The sequence below is a fragment of the Wolbachia endosymbiont of Drosophila seguyi genome, assembly GCF_028981765.1.
Taxonomy (GTDB): domain Bacteria; phylum Pseudomonadota; class Alphaproteobacteria; order Rickettsiales; family Anaplasmataceae; genus Wolbachia; species Wolbachia pipientis.
In genome coordinates this window covers 1-1,488 of sequence record NZ_JAPQLM010000055.1, presented here as the reverse complement: position 1 = coordinate 1,488, position 1,488 = coordinate 1, and the positions used below count along the sequence as shown (strand labels likewise).

The window sequence follows — 1,488 nt, the reverse complement described above, 5'->3', positions numbered from 1 at the left end:
ATTATTTTATTTTCTCTTTTAAAAACAAACTCCTCTGGTTCTGGCTGCCATCCAGAAAGACAAAGCATTTTACTGTTAGAATTTCCTTTATACTTTACTTCTATTTCCGGCTGCCCAGAGTTATTAAATTCACATTGAATAGATTTGTCTTTTAACTTTTTCTCAAAATCATTAAAACTATAAAAACTTCCGCCTTTAGAACATTTAATTTGCACATCAGGAACATAGCCATATTCTTTCAGAACTTTAAATTGTTGCGGATTACTTTCTAATATACCTTCTATAATATTATCAATATTACTATCAGTTGTTTTTGCTACTATTGCTGGTTTTACTACTTTTAAAGATAGGGGGCCAATGTTTATAGGATGGTTGAGGTCAGTATTAACATTAAAAGTACAGGAACCATTACTATAGGTTCCATGTGCTTTAGCACAAGTGCTCTCACTCATCTTCATTTCTACTTTCAATGTATTTGCATTTACTATCTCCACTATCTCAGGTTCTGGAGCAGGTGGTGCAGGAAAACAGCGGATGAACTGTGGATTGTTTTCATCTATACTTTGAGTTCCAAGGTATTCAGCGCAGAGCTTATCTTTTTCTCTATAAGTTTTGAAGTAGTACGTGATGCCATCTTTGTCTAAAATAGAGCGCCACTCAGCTTTATTTTCTCCATACCCTTTAGGGAAATCTAATTTTTCTCCAATCTCTCCGTCTCTTCCTTTCAGATCACCAATGATTACCTTAACCTTAGGATTAAAGTAATCATTGTCTTTATCTGTTATAGGAACAATTCTAACTTGTGGAAGCGACATTGCAAGTTGTTCACAAAATGGAGGGGGGCCAGGTGCAAGTGGAACAGGAGCACATTTTACTGCCGTTTGGTAGCAGGTATCACAGACTTTTTCCATCTCCCCAGGACGGAAAATATTCTCACCCGAAAATACTCTAGAACCCCATGAAGAAATTCCTGACATACAAGCTCCTTTTTGACTGCAAGCACATATTTTAGGAGAGTTAGCGAATCTTCTTTTTTCCTCATCAGTAACACCGTCTACCCATTCCCATTTAAGACCCCGAGCAATTTCTCCTCCAGCTTTTGTTTTATCTCCTTCCCAGTCGATAAAAGCTGCAGCAGAAACTCCAGCTCCTGTACCTTGCGTTCCATATATCTGGCGGCAGGATTCCCCACTTTGTAAGTCATAACAATAACTTTGTCCATCATAAGCACATACTCTAATTTTGGGATTAAAGTAACCATCAACTCCTTGATCTTTTATTGCTTGCACCTTAATTTCCTTTACCCAATCTCCACCAACTATTGCTTCCCACCAAGTATTACTTTCTACAAATGTTGGACAATCAGCATATCCTTGATACGAAAGACCAAGTATCAAAAAAAATATCAATAAGAAATTAAGCCTTACACTTCTCATAAAATACCGGTAACCACTCATTAACTTCTTCTCCTTTTTCTTTTATTGCCTC

General features: G+C 36.9%; 1 pseudogene. It reads right to left on the bottom strand.

Features of this window, described 5'->3' with window-relative positions:
• Positions 1-1,436: pseudogene (locus OZD62_RS01140) on the bottom strand (hypothetical protein); the annotation flags it as partial.
• Positions 1,437-1,488 lie beyond the last annotated feature (52 nt).